Source organism: Nostoc sp. FACHB-190 (genome assembly GCF_014696905.1).
Lineage (GTDB): Bacteria > Cyanobacteriota > Cyanobacteriia > Cyanobacteriales > Nostocaceae > Nostoc_B.
This window is the reverse complement of the sequence record NZ_JACJQW010000005.1, coordinates 319493-341108: the sequence shown is the minus strand read 5'-3', so window position 1 is coordinate 341108 and position 21616 is coordinate 319493. Positions and strand designations below refer to the sequence as shown.

The window sequence follows — 21616 nt, the reverse complement described above, 5'->3', positions numbered from 1 at the left end:
GATAAGATGTCGGGCATGGGCGGCTAGTAGTTTCTGAGTTGTCGTTGTGAGAGACAATAACTCTACTACGAAACGCCCTACCTCTTCATGCTCTTATTTTGGCAACGGTATTGATGAGGAGAATTATTTGATGAATCAATTTACTAATCTACTAAATACCTCTAAATTCTGACTTCTGACTCCTGGGTACTGAATACTTACCATTTGTCAATAGTTCTTCTTCAATATTGAACAATTAGATACCTGACTTCTTAAAGAAGTCGGGTATCTGAGTTTATGTAAAAATTGGCACTAATTATTACTAGAAAATATTTTCTGCACTGTCCACAAAAGCTACAAATAAAACAAATCAATCAAATTCTTAATTGATCGGCGGTTAAATTTCTGATCTGATACTAAGTTGCGATCAAACATAATATTTCAACGCCCTATTCCCCATTCCCTACTCCCTATCTACACAACTAGATTCAGGAATCAAACCGTATTCCTATATATTACGTATATATTTATATTACACGTAAATTGAAATCATATTTTTGTTAAAAATTATATTCATTTACGTGATAATTTTTTTGTGTAAAAACTATTCATAAACCTTTTACACATTCCAGATTTTAATTTACTTTTCCTTCATACAAGTAGCAAAAATTCTAGTTAGATTATGTACGGAGAAACACAGAGCAAAGACAAATTCTCTCCAACCAAGTGCATCCTCTTCATCTCCAGAAAATAAAAAATAATTCCCTACAAATCTCCGAGGTAATTGCATGAAAGCGGTGATTTTGGCTGGTGGACTTGGTACACGCCTCAGTGAAGAAACCAGTATCAGACCAAAGCCAATGGTTGAAATTGGTGGTAAACCAATTCTTTGGCACATAATGAAAACTTATTCTGCCCACGGCATTAATGATTTTATTATTTGTTGTGGTTACAAAGGTTACGTGATTAAGGAGTATTTTGCTAATTACTTCTTACACATGTCAGATGTAACTTTTGATATGCGTTTTAACCAAATGAATGTACATTCTGGTTATGCAGAACCTTGGCGTGTAACATTAGTCAATACTGGCGACAGTACCATGACTGGTGGACGCTTAAAAAGAGTTGCTGAACATGTCGGAAATGATACTTTCTGCTTTACTTATGGTGATGGTGTGAGTGATATAAATATCACTGAGCTAATTAAATTTCACAAACAACAAAAAACATTAGCGACACTCACAGCAGTACAACCAGCCGGACGTTTTGGCGCTATTTCCTTAGAACAAGAGCAAACAAAAATCACCAGCTTCCGTGAGAAACGCGACGGTGAAGGTGCTTGGGTAAATGGTGGCTATTTTATCCTAGAACCAGATGTTATCGATTTAATTGCGGATGACAGCACCGTTTGGGAGAAAGAACCATTAGAAAAGTTAGCTGACATGGAACAGTTATCTGCTTTTAAACATAATGGTTTTTGGCAGCCAATGGATACCTTGCGCGATAAAAATCATCTCGAAGAACTATGGCAGAGTGGTAAAGCGCCTTGGCAAGTATGGTAAGAAAAGTAGGAAGTATGAAGTCTGAAGTATGAAATTTTATGCTCAAGCTTCTACTTTCAGCTTTTTGACTAATGACAAATGACTAATGACAAATAATATGTACGATTTTGCGATTGTCGGCGGTGGCATAGTAGGTTTATCAACAGCAATGGCCTTGGGTAAACGCTATCCACAAGCACGCATTTTAGTATTAGAAAAAGAAAGTAACTGGGCATTTCACCAAACTGGCAATAATAGTGGGGTAATTCACTCTGGCATTTACTACAAACCAGGGAGTTTTAAAGCTAAATTTTGCCGTGATGGTAGTCGCTCGATGGTGGAATTCTGCCAAGAGCATGAAATTGACCATGAAATCTGCGGTAAAGTTATTGTTGCTACCGATGAACAAGAACTACCACGGTTAGAAAATCTCTATCAACGTGGTTTAGAAAATAACTTAAAAGTCCAGAAAATCAGACCAGAAGAGGTAAAAGAAATTGAACCTCATGTAAGCTGTGTGGCGGGTATTCGGGTATTTTCGACAGGTATTGTTAATTACAAGCAAGTTTGTTTAAAATACGCCCAATTAATTCAAAATCAAGGTGGAGATTTACGCCTCAATACCAAAGTATTGAAAATCTCTGCGAGTGGGAAAAATCAAGTACTAGAAACCGATCAAGGCAACTTTGAAACGAAATTTATCATCAATTGTGCCGGATTACATAGCGATCGCATTGCTAAGTTAGGTGGAGTCGAACCCAAAGCGAAAATCGTACCTTTCCGGGGCGAATATTACGAACTCACCCCAGAAAAGCGGTATCTGGTAAAAACCCTAATTTATCCAGTACCAAACCCTGATTTTCCCTTCCTGGGCGTTCACTTTACCAAAATGATTGATGGTACAGTTCATGCTGGCCCCAACGCCGTTCTCAGCCTCAAGCGCGAAGGTTACAAAAAAACCGACTTCGACTTGCGGGACTTTGCAGAAGTCATGACTTACCCCGGTTTCTGGAAACTTGCAGCCAAACACGCTGACGAAGGTATCCAAGAAATCATTCGTTCCTTTAGCAAAGCAGCATTTGTCAAAAGTTTGCAAAAACTGATTCCCGAAGTTCAAGCCGAAGATTTAGTTCCCACCCATGCGGGAGTCCGCGCCCAAGCTTTAATGGATGATGGCAAACTAGTAGACGACTTTTTGATCATTCCTGGTCAAAACTCCATTCATGTGTGCAATGCGCCTTCGCCCGCAGCCACATCTTCTTTAGAAATTGGCAAAGCGATCGCTTCTCAAGTTCCCCAACAATCCCATCTTGAAACTGTAATTGTTGCATAAGCATTGGGAGTTGGGAGTGGCGTAAGTATCCCAGAGTGCCAGAAAATGCGTCAAAGTCCCCCTTTTTAAGGGGGATTTAGGGGGATCTCAAATGTCTTACTAGCAAATAGAGGGCTTTTAAAACATTTTCTGACTCCTGAATTTTTACCTCAAAACTTTTAAAGGAATTTCCACAAATGAAAATATTAGTAACCGGAACAGAAGGCTACTTAGGTTCTTTATTGCCTCCTCTGTTAATTGAACGTGGCCATGAAGTCATCGGTGTTGATACAGGCTTTTATAAAGTTGGTTGGCTATACAACGGTACAGAAATTACCGCTAAAACCCTCAACAAAGATATCCGCCACATCACCCCAGAAGATTTAGAAGGTGTAGAAGCAATTGTTCACATGGCGGAACTTTCCAACGACCCCACTGGACAACTAGCACCCAATATTACCTACGAAATCAATCATTTAGGTTCTGTACGCCTTGCTAATTTAGCTAAAACAATGGGTATCCGACGCTTCGTCTATATGTCTTCGTGTAGTGTTTATGGTGTTGCTACAGAAGGCGATGTGACAGAAGAATCTCCCATCAATCCCCAAACTGCTTATGCAGAATGTAAAACCCTCGTTGAACGGGATGTTAGACCCCTGGCAGATGATGATTTTTCCCCAACATTCATGCGAAACGCCACAGCTTTTGGCGCTTCTCCTAGAATGCGGTTTGACATTGTATTAAACAACCTCGCTGGTTTAGCTTGGACAAGTAAAGAAATTAAAATGATCAGCGATGGTACACCTTGGCGGCCATTAGTCCACGCATTAGATATTTGTAAAGCCATTATCTGTGCCTTAGAAGCACCACGCGACCTTGTACATAATCAAATCTTCAATGTTGGTGATACCAGTAATAACTATCGCGTCAAAGAAATTGCCGAAATTATTGCTGATGCTTTCCCCGGCTGTAAACTAAGCTTTGGTCAAAATGGCGCAGATAACCGCAGTTATCGCGTATCCTTCGATAAAATTAACAGCATTCTCCCTGGTTTTAAATGTGATTGGAATGCTCAATTAGGCGCACAACAATTATTTAACTTATTCAGTCAAATTGATATGACTGAAGACACCTTCTTATTTAGAGGTTTTACTCGCTTAAAGCAGCTAGAGTATCTCATCCGTACCGAACAAATTGACAAAGATTTCTTCTGGACTAAAAAGTAAATCCCAGTCTTAACAAAGTTATATCCCCGACTTCTTAAAGAAGTCGGGGATATAAAAATTACTTAAGAAGTAAAAAGTAATTACCGTAAATTAATTTAGGGATTTTTAACCATTGTTTATTCTCTTGTTTTTGCCATTTAACTTTTTACTTTTGCCTTCTTAAGCCAATATTAACAATACTAAATTTCATCCTGTAATATATCTTAGCAAAAAAATGAATAAGTTGCTCACCATTGCAATTCCTACTTATAATCGTGCCGCACTGTTAGAACAACAACTATCTTGGTTAGCTAAATCCCTGCCAGGATTTGAATCTGAGTGTGAAATTATTATTTCTGATAATTGTTCTACAGATCACACTCAAGAAATCATTAAAAAATGGCAACCAATCTTTAGTGAAACTACATTTAAATATTATAGAAATCAAGAGAATATAGGTTTAATGCCTAACATCGCTGCCTGCATTCAAGCTGCTAGTGGTAAATATGTTTGGACAGTTGGCGATGATGACCCAATTCAAGATAATGCTCTAGCTTTTTTGTTAAAAACTATCAAGCAAAATCCTGAGACAGCACTGATTTTTTTGAATTGCTATGGCAGGAATAAGTTAACAAATGAAATTACTGTAAAACGCTGGTTTAACAGTGATAGTGATGCACCAATGGCTAATGGCAAAGCGGCTTTACAACATTATCTCAAAGAAAGCTTTGGCGGCGTAATTTTTATGACTGCAACAGTTTATCAAACAGCATTAGTACAACGCGCTCTGCAACAGTGGCAATCTGCTTGTAAAAATTTGGCATCCCAAGCATATTGGACAGGATTTTGTGCCAGCAATGGTAGCGTGATTGTCACTAAAGATAATTATTTGGAATGTACAATGCACGCGAGTTATTTGGAGCAAGACCCAAAATGGTCATTCATGATGAGGTTTGTTTATATACCGGAAGTTTATGCCAAACTTTTAGAAATTGGCTATTCTAAAACATTTTGTCTGCAAATGATTTTGCAGAATATCGTTACTAAAAGCGACTGGATAATTTTCTTGGGAGCTTTAAGAAGATGGCCAGGTTTAGCCATAAACATTATTATTTCATATCTAGTTTTAGTCATTGCATCTATACGTAAGTCATTTTTACCCGCAAAAGCACTAAAAGTTAGTTAATAAACCTGAAAAATTTCTCCATTTATGAATAAATTACTCACCATTGCCATTCCTACATATAATCGGGCTGAATTACTAGATAAACAGTTATCATGGCTCGGAAAAGCAATTCAAGGTTTTGAATCTGAATGTGAAATTTTAGTTTCTGATAACTGTTCTACAGATCATACTCAGGCTGTGATTCAGAAATGGCAAGCAAAACTGAGTAATATCACCTTTAGGTCAAATAGAAATCCTGAAAACTTAGGTGTAATGCGGAATATTATGTATTGCCTAAGTTCTGTGACCACCAAGTATGTTTGGACAATTGGAGATGATGATCCAATTCAAGATAGAGCTATTCCTTATGTAATTCATAAGCTCAAAGAACATGAAGATTTAGGATTATTATTTCTCAATTTTTCTGGAAGAAATAAAATTACCAACGAACCAGTTCATCCCCCCACAATTATGGGAAATCGCTGGTTTGATGCTGATGCAGAAGATGGTCGTGGAGATAGTAAAGCGATATTTGAACATTGCTTTGCTAAAAGCGTTGGCGCAGTTATTTTTCTCACAGCTAGTATTTACCGCGCTGACTTTATAAAACGTGCCTTACAAATTTGGCCGGATGCTGCAAGTAATTGGATTTCTTTAGCATATTTGGCTGGCTATTGCGCTGGACACGGTAAGATAATCGTCACTAAAGAAACTTATTTAGAATGTATTGTGGGTGTGAGTTATTGGCAAAAAGAGCCAAAATCAGCCTTATTAATGCAGTATAAACATATTCCCGAAGTCATTTTGAAACTAGAGGAATGTGGCTATTCTAAGCAATTTTGCAGACGGATGCTATTACAAAATGGCAAAGAAGTTAATTTAAAAGTTTTCTTGGGAGCTTTAAGAAGATGGCCTGTATCTGCCATTAAAGTAGCGGTTCCGTTTGTTGCTTTAGTTAGTCTTTCGGTGTTTGATGTGATGGCGTTGGGAGACTTGAAACTTGCCGAAGCTCACGAACCAACTCCCCAAGAAGTACGATGTGCAAATAACAGGCGATCGCAACCAAAATCTATTATCAAAACAAAATAATCTACCTATGCTAAATATACTTCAAGACAAGATAGAAGCAATAAACTCAGAGTTAGCTTATAGAATCAAACTCTGGCAGTATACTCCAAATTTGCCAACCCTAGACCCAGGCGATCGCTTAATCGTTAATACCCTCAAACGCGAAGGTATTTACATAACAACACTCGCTGATTTGGGATTAGCCACTACACCACAATTACTCGAAGCTGCTAATAGCTTATTACCAAATATTGGTACTGATAACTATACAGCTTCTGCTCAAAATCCTCCAGAAATTTACACAGTTACCCATTTGCCTAACTTTTATAACTGGGGAAAGGAAACAAGGCTGTTAAATATTCTGGAAAATTATATTGGTCTTCCTGTTGCCTATCATGGTGTACAAGTACGTAAAGACTTTGTAAATACTAGTCAATTCAGCACCATGCTATGGCACAGAGATTCAGAAGATCGCCGGATTATTAAAATTATCATTTACTTAAATGATGTAGAACAAAAAAACGGCCCTTTTGAATATGTACCAGCATCGTTTACTTCTATCTCTAATCTTAATTTCTATCGCCTGTATTCCAAAATTTATAACACAGGCATTGACGATGCAACCTTAGACAAAATTGTGCCTAAATCAGCGTGGAAGTCATGTCCAGGTAAAGCCGGTACCGTCATTATCGTTGATACCCAGCGACTTTTACATCATGGAACTGTACGCACTCAAGAGCGTTCCACACTATTTTTTGTCTACACTGCTAACCCACCTAAACGACCAGGACTTTGTACTCAATACTGGGATGATACTTATCCTAAACCAGAAACACTCCAGAAAATCTAAGGATTCAGAATACGGAATTTAGGAGTCAGAGTTGAATCAAGTTTGACAATTAATACATAGAAACTTACAAAATTTCTATCTAGCAGAATTCTGACTCCTGAATTCTGGTTTCCAACGCTTATTAACGTAATCACAGTAAATTAATGGGGTATTTGTGCCATGCTGAATACACTAAAAGGCAAAATGGCAACACTCAACTCAGAGTTAGCTTATAGAATGAGAATCTGGCAGCATACAGCCAAACTGCCGGCATTAGAATCAAGCGATCGCTTGATTGTCGAAACCCTCAAACGAGAAGGTGCTTATGTAACCACACTCGCCGATTTAGGCTTACCATCCACCCCAGAAATGCTACAAGCTGCTAATCAACAATTAAGCAGAATGGCAGATGTTCATAACGCTCATTTGAATAAGCGACTACCACAAATTTATACAGTCACAGATTTACCAGAATTTTATCAATGGGGAAGTAATAACAGACTATTAAAGATAATTGAAAATTATTTAGGTTTAACCGTTGCTTTTCACGGTGTACATTTACGCAAAGACTTTCCAAATGAACATCAATTCGGCACATTATTATGGCATAAAGATTCCGAAGACCGCAAAATGGTTAAGGTAATTATTTATCTCCATGATGTTGAGAAACAGCACGGGCCGTTTGAGTATATTCCTTTATCTTTAACATCATATCCGCACTTAAATTCCTATCGAATTGACCACAAGTTGCGTCAGTCTGGTTACTTAGGAATTAACGATGAACAAGTAGAAAAAATTATTCCCAAATCAGCTTGGCAATCTTGTATAGGGAAAGCCGGTACAGTATTAATTGCAGATCCCAGAACTGCTTTACATCACGGTACCATCCGCACCGAAGCAAGGTCAGCACTATTTTTTGTTTATACAACTAATCCACCCAAACGACCAGAACTTTGCACTCAATATTGGGATGACACTTTTCCAAAACCAGAAATGCTGCAAGAAATTGCTTAGTGATACTATGTATCACTCTAGTAATTGAGGAAATAAATTCCCAACTGTTGACTGACAATTTTCGACATCATAAGCTCATGCTAAAAAAAATTAAATACAAAATATTTTCCCTATACTCCGACTTGGTTTTTAACCTCAAACGTTGGCGACATACTAAAAATTTACCAGTATTAGAATCACGCGATCGCATCATTGTCGAGACTCTCAAACGAGACGGTGTTTATACGACAACCTTGGCAGATTTGGGTTTAGATTTTAGTGCTGAACTACTCCAAGCTGCTAATTATCAATTGTCGCGGATACGAAATCCCAACAATGAAAATTTAGCCGAAAAATGGCCGCACATTACCACAGTGACGGCTTTACCCGAATTTTCTCAATGGGCAACGCAAAAAAGATTGCTAAATATAATTGAAAATTATATTGGCCTACCTATCACTTTTCATGGTGTACACTTACGCCAAGATTTCCCTAGTGATCATCAATTCGGCACTTTATTATGGCATAGCGATGCTGAAGACCGACGCTTAATCAAAATCTTTGTTTGCTTGCATGATGTAGAAGAAAAAACTGGCCCTTTTCAATACATTCCCCGTTCTTTAACACATTTATTTAGTCTGAAATCTTGGTGGCTTTACTACCAGCTTTTAAAGTCAAACTATATGGGGATTGATGATGAAATTGTCAAAAAAGTCATACCTCCATCAGCTTGGAAATCTTGTCCAGGGCCAGCAGGTACAATCATTTTTGTAGATACTAAAAATACTTTACATCACGGAACTGTACGCAGCGAAACACGCTCAACCCTGTTCTTTTGCTACACAGCTAACCCTCCTGAAAGACCAGACCTGTGTACCCAATTTTGGGATGATACCCATCCCAGAGCCGAAGTGACTGTACCTGAATCAGAAAAAGTTCTGGTTTCACAAATTAAGTAAGAGTTTATAACTCAGTATTCAGAAGCGATGCCCTGAGCTTGTCGAAGGGTGAGTATTTAAAATATATCTAGGATAATTGATATTTATATTGATGAATTTTTCCTGATTTTTTAAGTATTTTGAGTACTGATTTATAGCTCCCAAATTCTGAAACAATCAAACATTAATATTGAGGTAATTCATGATTTTCACCGCTACAAGTCTTCAAGATGCTTACATTATTGACTTAGAAGCCAAAAATGATCATCGTGGTTTTTTTGCTAGATATTTTTGCGCTCAAGAATTTGAAGCCCACGGATTAAAACCAGTAGTATCTCAATGTAATTTATCTTATAACTATAAAAAAGGTACTCTGCGGGGAATGCACTATCAACTCCACCCCGCAGCTGAAACAAAATTAGTGCGCTGTACTCAAGGGGCAATTTATGACGTAATTATTGATATGCGTCCTAATTCACCAACATTTTTACAGCATATTGGTGTGGAATTAACAGCCGAGAATCGTCGGGCTTTATATGTTCCTGAAATGTTTGCTCATGGTTATCAAGCACTGACAGATGATGCAGAAGTTATCTATCAAGTTGGTGAGTTTTATACACCAGGATATGAGCGTGGCTTACGCTACAATGACCCATTTTTCAACATTGAATGGCCTGTAGAAGTCACAGAAATTTCTGAAAAAGATTTGAATTGGCCATTGCTGAGTATGATGCGTGTTGGAGAAGCTGAAGCTGTTTCGGCAAATGTATAAGTAAGTAGGTGCAAATCAAGGTAACTACTTAAGGTTGTCATTTGTCATTAGTAAGATAATGAGACATATTTACGCTGACAATTTAGTTAATAGTTGATATTAACCACAGATAATTTAGTGATATTCAAAGAGGAATTTCATGATTATTATTGATAATGCTTTAAAAGCTCGTGCTGCTGCTGGTAATCCCATCAAAGTAGGAATGATTGGTGCTGGCTTTATGGGGCGAGGAATTGCTAATCAAATTATTAATTCTGTTCCGGGAATGGAGTTAGTTGCTATCTTCAACCGCAGTATTGATGGAGCCAAAAGAGCTTATACAGAAGCTGGTATTGCAGATGTGCAAGTGGTGAACACTGTCAGCGATTTAGAAGATGCGATCGCCAGTGGCAAATATACAATCACCGACGATGCTAAAATCATCTGTCAAGCTGAGAGCATTGAAGCAATTATTGAAGTAACTGGCGCAGTTGAATTTGGCGCTCATATCGTTATGGAAGCGATCGCCCATCGCAAGCATGTCATTATGATGAATGCTGAACTCGATGGTACTGTCGGCCCCATCCTGAAAGTTTACGCCGACAAAGCAGGCGTTATCCTCAGTGCTTGCGATGGCGACCAACCAGGGGTAGAAATGAATCTGTACCGCTTCGTGCAGAGCATTGGTTTAACACCATTACTGTGCGGTAACATCAAAGGCTTGCAAGACCCCTATCGCAACCCCACCACCCAAGAAGGCTTTGCTAAACGTTGGGGACAAAAAGCCCACATGGTAACAAGCTTTGCTGATGGTAGCAAAATTTCCTTTGAGCAGGCGATCGTGGCTAATGCAACCGGGATGCAAGTCGCTAAACGGGGAATGCTGGGCTATGACTTCACAGGTCATGTTGATGAAATGACCAATATGTATGACATTGACCAACTCAAAGAATTAGGCGGTATCGTCGATTATGTAGTTGGTGCTAAACCAGGCCCCGGTGTATTTGTCTTCGCTACCCACGACGACCCCAAACAACGCCACTATCTCAACCTCTACAAATTAGGTGAAGGGCCTCTCTATAGCTTCTATACTCCTTATCACCTCTGTCATTTTGAAGTTCCCTTGTCAGTGGCTCGTGCTGTCTTATTCCATGATGCAGTCATGGCTCCAATTAATAAACCAATGGTCGATGTAGTCACAACGGCCAAAATCGATTTGAAAGCTGGCGAAACTCTCGACGGCATTGGTTACTATATGACCTACGGTCAATGTGAAAATTCACCCATCGTTCAAGCACAAAAACTCTTACCAATGGGTTTAGCTGAAGGCTGTCGCTTAAAACGAGATATTCCCCGCGATCAAGTGCTGACTTATGACGATGTAGAGTTACCCGAAGGTAGACTTTGTGACCAATTACGCGCAGAACAAAATGCTTATTTTGCTTCTGAAAAAGTTCTCGTAGCTGTTGGGTAATCCCATTTTGGATTTTAGATTGTAGAAGTGAGTAGAGACGTTGTATACAACGTCTTTACAATAAATCTAAGTAGGTGGACACAATTATTTAGAAGACGCATTTCGACTTTTCCCCAAGGGAGACGCTACGCGAACGCTCAATGCTCGATCCTTGAGAAGACGAGGGTTGAGCGCAGCGATGCACTGAGCTTGTCGAAGTGTCGAAACCCGGCAACTTCAAGTTAGGTTTAATTTAGTCCTTCTACTTATTTCTCACAATCATTATTCAATGTGGTGTAAGATTTGGCGTAAGAATTCAGCACTCAGGAGTCAGAAGTCAGAATTTAGAGGTATCTATTTGTAGATTAGCAAATTGACTCATCAAATATTTCTCCTTATTCTTTAACTCTTCTGGCTCCTGGATTCTGACTCCTGAATTCTTACGGTTTGGCTTTATCTAATTCTGATTCCTGAGTTCTGACATTTAATTTAATTATTCGTGAGTAACCAGATCCCCGACTTCTTAAAGAAGTCGGGGATCTGAGTCTAGCAATTTTTCCAATTCGGTCTTTATTCTATCTCTAAAGAAATATTTTTGCTGAATAATGAATTTTGATCAGAAGTAACTATTATAAATAATTGAAGCAACTAAAAAAATCAGATAAATATTGCCAAAAAGTATTCTATTGAACCAATGAATTGGTTATAAAATTTTATAGTTCTAAACACTAAAGTTTTAACAGTAATTGATTAAATTACTTGTCTAATAAAATTTGGTAGCAGGTTGAATTAAATTTATGAAAATTGCTCTTGTCCATGATTATTTAACACAGCGTGGAGGGGCAGAGCGCGTATTTGAATTATTATGTAGGCGCTACCCCACAGCCGATGTTTTTACTTCGTTGTATGACCCACAAAAAACTATTGATTTAGGTGAGCGGATAGTCAATACAACTTTTTTACAAAAAATTCCGGGTGCAGCCAAATATTTTAGAATGATGGCACCCTTTTACTTTCCTGCTTTTCGGGCTTTGGATTTGCAAGACTACGATTTAATTATTAGCAGTAGCACTAGTTTTGCCAAAGCTGTACGCAAAAGACATGATGCTCACCATGTTTGTTTTTGTCATAATGTCACCCGTTTTTTGTGGGATACAGAAACATATTTACGTGAGTATGGAGATTATCGATATTTCGCGCCGTTAATTGAACAAATTTTTCAATTGATGCGGAATGTAGACTTGAAATATGCTCAGGAACCTGACCTGTATATTGCCAATTCCAGCGTTGTTGCTAAGAGAATTCAACAGATTTATGGTAAACCCGCAATTGTAGTTAACTATCCAATTGATACCAGTAAGTTTGTTTATTCTGATACCAAAGAAGATTATTATTTAGCATCTGCACGGATGATCAGTTATAAGCGGCTAGATATAATCATCGAAGCTTTTAATTGGTTGGGGTGGCGATTATTAATCTCAGGTGACGGCCCAGAACAAGCACGCCTCAAAGCCAAGGCATTAAATAATATTGAATTTTTAGGTCATGTTAGCGATCGCAAACGTAAAGATTTGTTTGCAAAAGCCAAATCAGTGATTGTTGCCGCCTTAGAAGATTATGGATTAGTTCCTGTAGAAGCTAATGCTAGTGGTACACCAGTTATTGCCTATGGTGCTGGTGGTGTTTTAGATACCCAAATTCACGGCGAAACTGGAGTCTTTTTTAAACGACAATCACCAGACTCTCTACAAGCTGCATTACTAGAGTCCGGACGCATCACTTGGAATTATGAAAATATTCGTAATCATGCAGTGAACAATTTCTCAGAACCAGTATTTTTTAGGAAGGTTGAGCAACTTATTGATCAAACTTGTATGTAGAAGAATTCAGAAGTAAGAAGTCAGAATCAATTAGTGCGTGATTTATACCCGCAGCTAATGGAAAACCTCTCAATTTTCAATTTAGAGGTAGTTTTAAAACCGTTTATTCATCCACGAGTCGCACAGAATTTATACTCAATTCTGGCTCTTGACTCCTGAATTCTATTCTAATTATTCATCTGGCTTGTTAGTTGTTCGTGTAGCGTCTCGCAGAGAAGGATAATAAAAGTGGTTCAAACTAGTCTTAATCCCAGTGTAAATAAAATTACTGATACAGAGCCGGGTTATGGACAACTATTAGCAGTTTTTATTCGTAGGTTTCCTTGGTTTGTCGCAGTATTCGTAGCTTCAATTGCGATGGCAGCAATTATGACTGCTAAGACTAAACCTACTTACAAAAGCTCAATGCAACTGTTAGTAGAACCTAACTATCAAGGTAAACAAGAAGCAGGTGGAGTTGAAAATCAGTTTACTGAATCAAATGTAGAAATAGACACAGGCACTCAGCTAAATCTCATGCAGAGTTCAGGACTGATTCAAAAGGCAGTGGATAAACTGCGTAAAGAATATCCAGACATCACTGTAGGTGAGATTAAAGGCGCTTTAGCTTTAAATCAACTCAAAACCAAAGAAGATAATATCGCCACCAAAATTTTCCAAGTAGACTACACCGACAGAGACCCCATCAAAACCCAAAAAGTTTTAACTGCTGTTCGGGAAGTTTATGTGGAATACAACAAACAACAACAAGATTCTCGGCTGCAAAAAGGTCTACAAGTTATCCGAGAACAGTTGAGTAAGGCCAGTGAAGAAGTCAATGCGGCTGAGTCTAACCTCCAAAGATTCCGTCGTAACCAAAATTTAATCGACCCGGTAGCTCAAGCCAAAGCTTTGGAAGATGCACTGAATAATGTTGAGCAAGAACGTCGTACAACTCGCGCTCAATATCAAGAAGCTATAGCACGACAGAAATCTTTAGAAGAACAATTGAACCGTTCTCCCCAAAATGCCCTCGTTGCTTCCCGGTTGAGCCAATCTACACGTTACCAAGGCTTACTCAATGAAATTCAAAGAACAGAATTAGCTTTAGCTCAAGAACGTTTGCGCTTTACTGATGAAACTCCCAATGTACAGAAGCTACAAGAGCAGTTAGGTAGTCAAAAAGCATTATTAGAACAAGAAGTAGGCAGAACTCTAGGCGGAAGATCATCTGGTGTAGTTGGTTCTAGAGACTCGCTGTTAGAACAAGGACAGTTTGGCCAAATTGATTTGAACTTGGCGAGTGAACTAGTAGAAACTCAAACAACAATAGTTGCATTGAGCGCCCGTGATCAAACTTTGGCGCAAAAAGAAACTCAATTACGTTTTGAAATCAAACGCTTCCCGCCTTTGTTGGCTTATTACAATCGCATCCAACCACAGTTGGTATTTAGCCGCGAAAGATTTGAGCAGTTGTTAAGAGCCGAACAACAACTGCGCCAAGAATTAGCTAAAGGTGGATTTAATTGGGAAGTTGTAGAAGAACCCCATGTAGGTGTGCAGTTAGGCCCCAACTTGCAACAAAACCTTTTATTAGGTGCTGTGGTGGGGTTAATGTTGGGCGGAATTGCAGCTTTCTTACGCGAGGCTTCTGATGATGCGGTACATACAACGGCTGAGTTAGAAAAGCAAGTTGCTTTACCTTTGTTGGGAACAACGCCAAAATTACCCCCCGCTAAAGCCAGAGATTCAATTATCAAGTTACCCTTTGGGAAGCCAGAAACCCCTGCACCTTGGACAATTCAGGTGTTACAGTCGCCTCCACGTTGGGAATCTCTAGACTTAATTTACAAAAACATTGAACTGCTCAATACTGTATCTAGTTTGAAGTCTTTGATGATTACTTCAGCTTTACCTGATGAAGCTAAATCAGGTATGGCTTTGGGTTTGGCGATGAGTGCGGCTCGCTTACACAAACGAGTGCTGTTGATTGATGCTAACTTACGCAATCCCAGTCTGCACGAACAGCTAAATTTGCCTAATGAGCAAGGACTTTCGACTTTACTGGGTAGCGAGATTACTTTACCGAATCAGATTGGCATTCAATCTTTAGGTTCAGCTTATATTGATATTTTGACGGCTGGGCCAAAACCGACTGATCCCGCCCATTTGTTGAGTTCTCCGCGCATGATGCAACTGATGAGAACCTTTGAAGAAAATTATGATTTGGTACTGATAGACGCGCCGCCTGTATTGGGTTTGGTAGATGCAATGTTAACAGCATCGTCCTGTCGGAGTGTGGTGTTAGTGGCTAGTATGGGTGTGGTGACTCGTAACCAACTTGCTCAAGCTACAGGAATGTTGAGTCGGTTAAATCTGATTGGGGTAGTGGCTAATGGTGTTTCTAGCTCAGATAGCAGTTTTGTCCATTATCCCAAAGAATACCGTTTGGCTTTGAAACAAGCGGTAGAAAAATAGTACAACTTGGAAGTTTATAGATATGTGCGATCGCTCTTTTGGTGGATGCGATCGCACATATTTTTTATGTCCTGGAAAAAATAGATCCCCGACTTATTCAAGAAATCGGGGATCTAAGTTTTTTATTTTTAATGTCTTGATTAAACATTTTAATTGTCAAAATTAAATCCTATTTACTGTGTGGAAAATCAGTATATTTATCTCATCTTTATAATTATGATGATTAAGTCTCATGATTTTAAAGACTAAATAAAGAATTTGCTTCCGTATATAGTCAATTCTACAGACTCTTATATCCTAGAGATTAAAGCCCCTTCCAAGCAGCTAAAAGACAACAGTGGACTAGTTTTTCTCAACTGAGAAAATCAATAACAAAGGTAGATAAAGTTCAACATAGTTCTCATCCATAACCTAAAGGAATATTGGATGATTTGCCTCTACATCTATCCAATATTTCTTTTACTCACAAAATACCAAGTTTACCTGCAAGTTTTCCCTAAATATTGATTGGTATATCAGTTCCATTTGATATGTAAACAACAGAGACAAGGGAGAGCCACTGCGTTGGGCGGCTCTGCCGACTCCCTCAGTGGCGTGACAAGGAAGACAGGGTAGACAAGGGAGAAAGAAGTTTATAAATCATTTAGGATTGCTATATTCAGAATATTCATCAGCATCAACAACAAGTTTGCTCCCATCAAATTTAGCAATCATACTGAATTACTTCTGACTCCTGGGTACTGAATTCTTACTAATCATTCATCTACTAATTTTAAGAGCAAGACAAGATTCAGATCAAAGTCTTTGGCATGAATCGCCTTCGAGATCAGCAACTTACTATCGTACTAATCCAAAGACACATGACTAGCTCATTAGTTCGTACTCCACAGACTGTAACTCTACAACCTGCAACCGAAGCTACCCCATACTGCACACTACAATGGCGGCGGGATAAATTGTTAGTGAAATCTCCCGGTAAATTTAAACAGCCATATTTGCCAGCTTTAGAAAACCAGCAATTATTAATCGATTGCTTAAAACATTCTCCTGTAAATTTGGTGAGCGTAGACCCTCAAATTGGTGAGACTTGGGTAAAGTTTTGGGCAGATGCTTGTAAAAAATCTCATAAGCCCATGTTTCTTTACGGATCTTCAGAAAATTTACTGTTTAAACAAAATAGTAAACCTTGGGGATGGTTCCTGCGACTGATTGATTGGATAGCAGCTTTATTTCTGCTGCTATTACTAAGTCCAGCTATGTTGGGATTAGTAATGTTGTTGCAAATTACCTCACCTGACTCTCTATTTTCTACTGAGTGGTATGTAGGAGAACGAGGTAGGCTTTTCCAAGCTATTAAATTCTCCACGACAAGCAAACCTAAGCTTACACCCTTAACTCTTTGGATGCGTAAATCTGGTCTAGAAAACTTACCACAGTTATTCAATGTACTGCGGGGTGATATGGGTTTTATTGGGTCTCGCTCTTGGACTTTAGCAACAGCAATAAGATTAAGTTCAGAAGCTCAAATTTCCCTTAATCAATTACCTGTGATGACAAAATCTTGGTCAGCCCAGGCGGAATCAAACTTAATAATTCATAATTCATAATTATTAACTGCCTGCTTCTCTATCTAGCTAACAACCTCTACAAACAGTGCGGTAATTGATCACATCATTTGCCGCACTTAGACTAGAGCTAAATATCATAGAGCATCTGTAGCCACCTGTAGGAATTAGAAAACATTTATTCGCAAACTCATGCTTTTTAAACTAAACCAACAATTAAATAATATATTTAAAGCTACTACATTTTGGCAAAATAACTATTTAATATTGCGAGAATTTAAACATTTTCGCAAGGTTGCTATATTTGCTTTAGTCTTCTCTTTTATAGCGGCAACATTTGAAGGTTTTAGTATTGGGTTTTTGCTGTCATTTTTGCAAAACTTAACTGACCCCAATGCAAAACCAATTCAAACTGGTGTCGAGTGGTTTGATACTTGGATTTTAGCTGCAAATAGTTCGGCAATTAATCGGTTGTATCGGATATCTTTGCTGATTTTACTCAGTACTTGGTTCCGGGCTGGTTTTAATTATTTAGCGCAAGTCTATACAGAAAGCACTCAGCTATATTTAGCCGATCGCCTGCGGAAGCAGATTTTTGAACAGTTACAAAGTTTGCCCCTCAGTTACTTCGCAAAAACTCGCTCTGGGGAACTGATTAATACAATTACGACAGAAATTGAGCGCATCAAACAGTGGTTTAGTGGTACGGCATTTTTAATGACCAGAACTATCACCGCTACTGTCTACTTTATCTCGATGTTTTTGCTATCTTGGCAGTTATCGATTGCATCTTTATTACTATTTACCTTGGCTGGTGTCGGCTTATCAACTCTCAATGCGCGTGCGCGAGAAAGTAGTTTTAGTACTTCTATTGCTAACGGTCATTTTACTTCCACAGCCATAGAATTTATTAACGGGATTCGTACAGTTCAGGCATTTGGGACGCAAAATTTTGAACGTCAGCGTTTTTATCAGGCTAGTGATAATGTACTTAAAAGTTCCAAAAAAGTTATCTTAATTTGGGCAATGGTGAGACCATTAGCAGAAAGTATCGCTAGTACAATTCTCATCGGGATGATCATTTTTGCTTTTACAGTTTTTGTTGTGAATGGCACACTGCAAGTTGCGTCTTTACTAACATTTTTCTTTGTGCTGTTTCGGGTAGTGCCGATTGTGCAGGATATTAATGGTACGAGAGCGCATTTGAGTACCTTAGCAGGTGCAGCCGACAATATTAAAGATTTAGTGAGGACTGATGATAAAACCTATTTACAGAATGGCAAACTTCAATTTATTGGGTTAAAACATTCAATTGATGTTGTGTCTGTAGATTTTGGTTATGACCCCAATTATTTAGTATTAAATAATGTCACACTCAGTATTGAAAAAGGCAAAACCACAGCCTTAGTAGGAGCCACGGGTGCTGGTAAAAGTACCTTAATTGATTTAATTCCGAGATTTTACGACCCCACAGAAGGTCATGTGATGATTGATGGAGTTGATATCCAAAGATTTGATATCAATTCATTACGGCAAAAAATTGCCGTTGTTAGTCAAGATACATTTATCTTCAATACTTCTGTTTGGCAAAATATTGCTTATGGGACAACAGGCGCGACAGCCGCAGATATTCGAGAAGCAGCGCGGTTAGCCAACGCTGTAGAATTTATCGAAGAAATGCCCGAAGGCTTTGACACCAAATTAGGAGATAGAGGCGTAAGATTATCTGGTGGACAACGCCAACGAATAGCGATCGCGCGGGCTTTGTTACGCGACCCAGAAATTTTGATATTAGATGAAGCCACCAGCGCACTCGATTCTGTGACTGAACGCTTGATTCAAGAATCCATCGAAAAGCTATCGGTAGGTCGGACGGTAATTGCGATCGCTCATCGTCTTTCTACTATCGCCAACGCCGATAAAGTTGTTGTTTTAGAACAAGGACGCATCGTCGAACAAGGTAAATATCAAGAACTCTTAGAGCTAAAAGGTAAGCTTTGGGAATATCACAAAACTCAGTATGAAATGGGACAAGCGGGATAACCTGGATTTCTCACAAGAGAGAAATCCAGGGGTGTGGGAGGGGTGGGAAGAGTGGGAGGTGTGGGAGGATAGTGAAGAAATCTTTCCCCCCACACTCCCCACCCATACGTGAGAAATTCGAGGGTAAGAAGTAGAGGCTAGTATTTCTATCCCTAACTCACTAAATCTCATTTTCAAAAGCTTTAGTCCCTAGTCCCTAGCCTCTGTTATTTATGTGCGGTTAATTATTCTTCTAATATTTTGAGGTTAAATAAATGGTAAATATTGGCTACCATGCTGCTAGAATGCAAGGTAGATTTATCCGTAACATCTACACCAAGTTTATTAATATAATTAGCACTTTACCAATCAAGCAAACTCGCCAGATTGATATCACAGTTTATTCGCTTTCTTGCGAGCGTGATTTACCAGAACAAGTCGCTAGTATTCGTTCATTTATTCGGAATATTGGTATACCAAAAAGATTTATTGTCATTTCTGATGGTAGTTATAGCGACTCTAGCTGTAAATTACTTTGTCGGATTCATCCTTGTGTAGATGTTGTCCCTGTCACGAAACTCATTCGGGATGATTTACCTCAATGTGTTACTAATTATGCTCAAATTCATCCATTAGGTAAAAAGTTAGCTGCATTGATGTCAATTCCGGTAAACGGTACAACTATTTATACAGATTCCGATATTTTATTCTTTCCTGGTGGTGTAGATTTAGATAACTTCACTAAGGTAGCTGATAAATCTTGCTATTATCTTCCTGATTGTTCTGCTTCTTTAGATGAACGACTGATCTATGATGAAAACGAAAAATTGCAGCCAGTTAATGCTGGATTTATTTTATTTAACCATCAATTAGATTGGAGTTGGGCAATTGAACGGTTGGCAAAATTGCCAGATCAGCCTATCTATTTTACAGAACAAACAATTGCCCATTTAACAATGCACCATAATCATGCTAAACCTTTCTGTTCGCAAAAATATATTTTGAATGTAGAAGACCAATTCATTTATCCAGATAAATTTGCCAGTCCAAAGATTGCCATGAGGCATTATGTCAATGATGTTAGACATAAATTGTGGTTAAATGTCGGTTTGTGAAAGGAAACAAGGAATAAGCAACAGGTAAAATTCAAACTTTATCCTGGCTTTTTCTAAATAAAACATTACATAAATCCAGATATTTTTCTTTTCTATCCCCGATTTCCGATTACCAGTAAAATGAGCAAAAATGTAACCCATACAGAGATGATTTACCACTGCACAAACACTAATATTAACGGAGGAGGGGGAATTGAAACTTATGTGGCTTCTTTAGCACTTTCACAAATTTCAGAATCTTGTGATATCTCCAAACAAGCAACAGTACATCAACATATTCTCAAGTCGATTAAGACAGAGGATCAAAAGCAATTTAAATTACTACACCTTCACGACCCAGAATTTTTAGCGGATTTACGCGAAGAATGTCCAGCTATTTTTACCCTGCACAATCATTGTAGTTACTGTCCGAGTGGAACCAAATATTTAGCAGACCGAGGTAAAATTTGCGATCGCGTCATGAATCCTTTAGGCTGTGCTTGGGGTCATGTAGTTGATGGTTGTGGTAGTCGGCGACCACACAGAATTTTAGGTAATTGGTGGAATGCTTACAATCCCTTAAATACCCTGAAAAAATTGAAAATCCCTGTAATAGCTAATAGTGAATATGTTCGTCAGCAAATCATTAGTGCTGGAATATCACCAGAACGAGTGATTACACTACGTTGCGGTGTGCAGTTACCCAAGGTGGAGACAGAACCTCTGAGTCGAACAATTTATCAAAATCAGCACATTCTTTTTGTTGGTCGGATAGTTCCCGATAAAGGTTTAGAGTGGCTACTCAAAGCCTTAAGCAAAACTGAAAAACATATCCATTTAGATATTGCTGGTGATGGTTGGGATAAAGCCAATATGGAAAAATTAGCCGATGATTTGGGTCTAGGCGATCGCATTACTTGGCATGGTTGGTGTAATTCTGAACAATTAGAAACTTTATATCAACAGTGTTTGGCGGTGATTTTTCCTAGTCTTTGGCCAGAACCTGCGGGTTTAGTCACCTTAGAAGCTTATGCGCGTTATCGTCCAGTAATTGCCAGTGCTGTCGGGGGCATTCCTGAACATATAAAAGATGGCAAAACTGGGCTTTTAGTTTCACCTAATAATACTGCACAATTAGCGGCGGCAATTAATGAATTGGCAACCAATTATGCTAAAGCGAAAACAATGGGTGAAAAAGGACAAGCTTGGTATCAAGAAGAATTTACGATTGATGTTCATGTTCAGCGTTTAAATCAAATTTATGCCCAGACTATTGCTGAATTTCATACTTTGATGAAAGTAGAAAATACGAAATTTAGCAATCATCAATGGGGTTTTTAGAAAATAGCTAGGGATGCTTAGTC

General features: G+C 38.6%; 16 protein-coding genes. All 16 read left to right on the top strand.

Annotated features, from left to right (window positions below; translation table 11 throughout):
- The first annotated feature begins 767 nt into the window (after window positions 1-767).
- The 16 genes from rfbF to H6G28_RS09280 all read left to right on the top strand — a co-directional run bounded on the left by rfbF (window position 768) and on the right by H6G28_RS09280 (window position 21593).
- Window positions 768-1541 carry a glucose-1-phosphate cytidylyltransferase gene (gene rfbF / locus H6G28_RS09355; protein WP_062287188.1) on the top strand — a complete coding sequence of 258 codons (774 nt, stop codon included), beginning with the start codon at window positions 768-770 and terminating at the stop codon, window positions 1539-1541.
- 97 nt (window positions 1542-1638) lie between these two features.
- The gene (lhgD, locus tag H6G28_RS09350; protein WP_190670418.1) at window positions 1639-2853 is read left to right on the top strand and encodes an L-2-hydroxyglutarate dehydrogenase; all 1215 of its coding nucleotides are present in this window, start codon (window positions 1639-1641) and stop codon (window positions 2851-2853) included.
- 176 nt (window positions 2854-3029) lie between these two features.
- Window positions 3030-4058: an SDR family oxidoreductase gene (locus H6G28_RS09345; RefSeq protein WP_190670406.1), complete on the top strand. Its 1029-nt coding sequence runs from the start codon at window positions 3030-3032 to the stop codon at window positions 4056-4058.
- A gap of 214 nt (window positions 4059-4272) precedes the next feature.
- A complete protein-coding gene (locus H6G28_RS09340) occupies window positions 4273-5223 on the top strand; it encodes a glycosyltransferase family 2 protein (RefSeq protein ID WP_190670405.1) in 951 nt (316 codons plus the stop codon).
- A 24-nt stretch (window positions 5224-5247) separates the two neighbouring features.
- Complete coding sequence (locus tag H6G28_RS09335) at window positions 5248-6291, top strand: glycosyltransferase family 2 protein (protein WP_190590683.1); 1044 nt, start codon at window positions 5248-5250, stop codon at window positions 6289-6291.
- Between the two features lie 7 nt (window positions 6292-6298).
- Window positions 6299-7120, top strand: coding sequence for a phytanoyl-CoA dioxygenase family protein (locus H6G28_RS09330; RefSeq protein ID WP_190670404.1), 822 nt, complete (start codon window positions 6299-6301; stop codon window positions 7118-7120).
- Window positions 7121-7279: 159 nt separating this feature from the next.
- Window positions 7280-8113, top strand: a complete 834-nt coding sequence (locus tag H6G28_RS09325) for a phytanoyl-CoA dioxygenase family protein (protein ID WP_190670402.1) — start codon at window positions 7280-7282, stop codon at window positions 8111-8113.
- Window positions 8114-8190: 77 nt separating this feature from the next.
- Window positions 8191-9051 (top strand): phytanoyl-CoA dioxygenase family protein, encoded by an 861-nt coding sequence (locus H6G28_RS09320; protein ID WP_190670401.1) that lies wholly within the window; start codon window positions 8191-8193, stop codon window positions 9049-9051.
- Window positions 9052-9232: 181 nt separating this feature from the next.
- Window positions 9233-9802, top strand: coding sequence for a dTDP-4-dehydrorhamnose 3,5-epimerase (gene rfbC, locus H6G28_RS09315; protein ID WP_190590687.1), 570 nt, complete (start codon window positions 9233-9235; stop codon window positions 9800-9802).
- A 139-nt stretch (window positions 9803-9941) separates the two neighbouring features.
- Entirely contained in the window at window positions 9942-11255 is a 1314-nt protein-coding gene (locus H6G28_RS09310; protein WP_190590688.1) for an NAD(P)H-dependent oxidoreductase, read from the top strand.
- Between the two features lie 776 nt (window positions 11256-12031).
- On the top strand, window positions 12032-13114 hold the full coding sequence (locus H6G28_RS09305; RefSeq protein ID WP_190670400.1) for a glycosyltransferase: 1083 nt from the start codon (window positions 12032-12034) through the stop codon (window positions 13112-13114).
- A gap of 228 nt (window positions 13115-13342) precedes the next feature.
- Window positions 13343-15571 (top strand): GumC family protein, encoded by a 2229-nt coding sequence (locus H6G28_RS09300; RefSeq protein ID WP_190590690.1) that lies wholly within the window; start codon window positions 13343-13345, stop codon window positions 15569-15571.
- Window positions 15572-16431: 860 nt separating this feature from the next.
- Window positions 16432-17178, top strand: a complete 747-nt coding sequence (gene hepC / locus H6G28_RS09295; protein WP_242054497.1) for a heterocyst development glycosyltransferase HepC — start codon at window positions 16432-16434, stop codon at window positions 17176-17178.
- A 150-nt stretch (window positions 17179-17328) separates the two neighbouring features.
- Window positions 17329-19179 carry a heterocyst formation ABC transporter subunit HepA gene (gene hepA, locus H6G28_RS09290; protein ID WP_190670397.1) on the top strand — a complete coding sequence of 617 codons (1851 nt, stop codon included), beginning with the start codon at window positions 17329-17331 and terminating at the stop codon, window positions 19177-19179.
- Window positions 19180-19433: 254 nt separating this feature from the next.
- Window positions 19434-20273 carry a hypothetical protein gene (locus H6G28_RS09285; RefSeq protein ID WP_190670396.1) on the top strand — a complete coding sequence of 280 codons (840 nt, stop codon included), beginning with the start codon at window positions 19434-19436 and terminating at the stop codon, window positions 20271-20273.
- Window positions 20274-20393: 120 nt separating this feature from the next.
- Window positions 20394-21593: a glycosyltransferase family 4 protein gene (locus H6G28_RS09280; protein ID WP_190590694.1), complete on the top strand. Its 1200-nt coding sequence runs from the start codon at window positions 20394-20396 to the stop codon at window positions 21591-21593.
- Window positions 21594-21616: the final 23 nt, after the last annotated feature.

Coding starts and splice junctions, on each gene's coding strand:
- H6G28_RS09310 (WP_190590688.1), top strand. CDS start 9,942: ATGATTATTATTGATAATGCTTTAAAAGCTCGTGCTGCTGCTGGTAAT.
- hepA (WP_190670397.1), top strand. CDS start 17,329: ATGCTTTTTAAACTAAACCAACAATTAAATAATATATTTAAAGCTACT.
- H6G28_RS09345 (WP_190670406.1), top strand. CDS start 3,030: ATGAAAATATTAGTAACCGGAACAGAAGGCTACTTAGGTTCTTTATTG.
- H6G28_RS09325 (WP_190670402.1), top strand. CDS start 7,280: ATGCTGAATACACTAAAAGGCAAAATGGCAACACTCAACTCAGAGTTA.
- rfbC (WP_190590687.1), top strand. CDS start 9,233: ATGATTTTCACCGCTACAAGTCTTCAAGATGCTTACATTATTGACTTA.
- H6G28_RS09335 (WP_190590683.1), top strand. CDS start 5,248: ATGAATAAATTACTCACCATTGCCATTCCTACATATAATCGGGCTGAA.
- H6G28_RS09285 (WP_190670396.1), top strand. CDS start 19,434: ATGGTAAATATTGGCTACCATGCTGCTAGAATGCAAGGTAGATTTATC.
- lhgD (WP_190670418.1), top strand. CDS start 1,639: ATGTACGATTTTGCGATTGTCGGCGGTGGCATAGTAGGTTTATCAACA.
- rfbF (WP_062287188.1), top strand. CDS start 768: ATGAAAGCGGTGATTTTGGCTGGTGGACTTGGTACACGCCTCAGTGAA.
- H6G28_RS09280 (WP_190590694.1), top strand. CDS start 20,394: ATGAGCAAAAATGTAACCCATACAGAGATGATTTACCACTGCACAAAC.
- H6G28_RS09320 (WP_190670401.1), top strand. CDS start 8,191: ATGCTAAAAAAAATTAAATACAAAATATTTTCCCTATACTCCGACTTG.
- H6G28_RS09305 (WP_190670400.1), top strand. CDS start 12,032: ATGAAAATTGCTCTTGTCCATGATTATTTAACACAGCGTGGAGGGGCA.
- H6G28_RS09340 (WP_190670405.1), top strand. CDS start 4,273: ATGAATAAGTTGCTCACCATTGCAATTCCTACTTATAATCGTGCCGCA.
- H6G28_RS09330 (WP_190670404.1), top strand. CDS start 6,299: ATGCTAAATATACTTCAAGACAAGATAGAAGCAATAAACTCAGAGTTA.
- hepC (WP_242054497.1), top strand. CDS start 16,432: ATGACTAGCTCATTAGTTCGTACTCCACAGACTGTAACTCTACAACCT.